Origin of the sequence: Pseudomonas sp. BN417, assembly GCF_029871205.1 — a bacterium.
Lineage (GTDB): Bacteria > Pseudomonadota > Gammaproteobacteria > Pseudomonadales > Pseudomonadaceae > Metapseudomonas.
Window position 1 is genome coordinate 83,944 of sequence record NZ_SSOJ01000154.1, and the last position, 1,971, is coordinate 85,914.

General features: G+C 66.0%; 2 protein-coding genes. Both read right to left on the reverse strand.

Annotated elements, in window-relative coordinates; all coding sequences use genetic code 11:
• Positions 1 to 348: 348 nt before the first annotated feature.
• Positions 349 to 1,350 (reverse strand): transcriptional regulator ArgR, encoded by a 1,002-nt coding sequence (argR, locus tag E8F11_RS25100; RefSeq protein WP_280291625.1) that lies wholly within the window; start codon positions 1,348 to 1,350, stop codon positions 349 to 351.
• A 108-nt stretch (positions 1,351 to 1,458) separates the two neighbouring features.
• Positions 1,459 to 1,971, reverse strand: a 513-nt coding sequence (gene aotP, locus E8F11_RS25105; protein WP_280291626.1) for an arginine/ornithine transport ATP-binding protein AotP, incomplete at its 5' end; no start/stop codon positions are given.

Here is a 1,971-nt window from a genome sequence, read left to right on the forward strand (position 1 = left end):
GCATGGATGCCGCGAGAGGCGTGCGGGGCCATGGATGGCCCCTCACGCCGGGCCCCCGGAGCGGCGATGGAGCGAGGGAACCCGACGCAGTCGGGCCGGATGCAGGGGCGAGCGTTCTTGGTTACTTCTTTGGCGACTGAAAGAAGTGACTCGCCGGGAGGCGAAACAGGGACGCGCCGCCCACTCGACAAGCAGCTCGGCTCAGGACGTTCTAGCAACACTTAATGCAGACATAGCCAATTCATTCGCCATGCGGGCCGCAGGTCCGCCCTTCGATCCAACAGGGCAGCGTTGCTGCCCTTGGCGAATGAATTCGCCCCCACAAGAGGAGAAGCAGAGATAGAAGGCTCAGCCCCGCTCGGCCACCGCCACGGTGGCGGCCGCCGGCTGCGGCTGGGTCTCGAAGGGGCTGGTACCGCGGCGCTGGTTGCGGTCTTCGCGGGGGGTGACGCCGAAGAAGTTGCGGTAGGCGCTGGAGAAGTGCGGGCCGGAGGAGAAGCCGCAGGACAGGCCGATCTGGATGATCGACTTGCTGGTCTGCATCAGCATCTGCCGCGCCTTGTTCAGGCGCAGCTCCAGGTAGTACTGGCTGGGCACGCGATTGAGGTACTGCTTGAAGATGCGCTCCAGCTGACGGCGGGAAACGCAGACGTGCTGGGCGATCTCGTCAGTGGTCAGCGGCTCTTCAATATTGGCTTCCATCAGCAGCACGGCCTGGGTCAGCTTCGGATGACTGGAGCCGAGGCGATTCTGCAGCGGGATGCGCTGACGCTCGCCGCCTTCGCGGATGCGCTCCACCACCAGCTCCTCGGACACCGCACCGGCAAGCTCGGCGCCATGGTCGCGGGCCAGTAGCGCCAGCAGCAGGTCGAGCACGGCCAGGCCGCCGCAGGCAGTGAGGCGGTCACGGTCCCAGTCGAACAGGTGGCTGGTGGCGATCACCTTGGGAAAGCGCTCGGTGAAATCGTCCTGCCAACGCCAGTGCACCGCCGCGCGGTAGCCATCCAGCAGGCCCAGCTGCGCCAGCGGATAGACCCCGGCGGACAGGCCGCCAACCGCGCAGCCGGCACGCACCAGTTGCTTGATCGCCGCCGACAGTGCCGGCGACATGTTCGCCGGCGGCTCGTCGGCCAGCAGGAACAAGCGCTGCAGGCCGTCCAGCTTGCCGGCCCAGGCTTCGCCAGGCAGGCGCCAGGCGCCCTCGGCAGCCGGTTCGGCCTGCAGGAAAGACATCTCGTAAACCACTTCCGGATGGAGTCGCTGGGCAACACGCAGGGCTTCCTCGGCCAGCGCCAGGGTCAGCGCCTTGGTACCAGGCCAGAGGAGAAAGGCGATTCGATGGGCAGTCATGGCAGGCAGCTTAGCAGACCCCGGAAAGAGGAAGGGAACAAGGCAAGGGCAGGTTTGCGGCCTGCATTCTAATGCGCCGCGGCGGCCCTGGGGCCGCCGCGTCGGAGATCACTTCAGGCTGCCGGAAAGGAACTGCTTGAGGCGATCGGATTGCGGGTTGGCGAGCACTTCCTTCGGGCAACCACGCTCTTCCACCAGGCCCTTGTGGAGGAACACCAGCTGGTTGGAAACTTCGCGGGCAAAGCCCATCTCGTGGGTCACCACCACCATGGTGCGACCTTCCAGCGCCAGGTCCTGCATCACTTTGAGCACTTCACCCACCAGCTCGGGGTCCAGGGCCGAAGTGGGCTCGTCGAAGAGCATCACTTCCGGCTCCACGGCCAGGGCACGGGCGATGGCCACGCGCTGCTGCTCGCCGCCGGACATGTGCGACGGATAGGCGTCCTTGCGGTGCGCCACGCCGACCTTGGCCAGGTAGTGCTCGGCCTTTTCGATGGCTTCCTTTTTTGCCACGCCGAGGACATGGACCGGTGCTTCGATGACGTTCTCCAGGGCGCTCATGTGCGACCAGAGGTTGAAGTGCTGGAACACCATCGCCAGGCGCGAGCGCATGCGCTGCAG

Excerpts from the sequence above, each read along its gene's own strand:
- argR (WP_280291625.1), bottom strand. The coding sequence starts at position 1,350 with ATGACTGCCCATCGAATCGCCTTTCTCCTCTGGCCTGGTACCAAGGCG.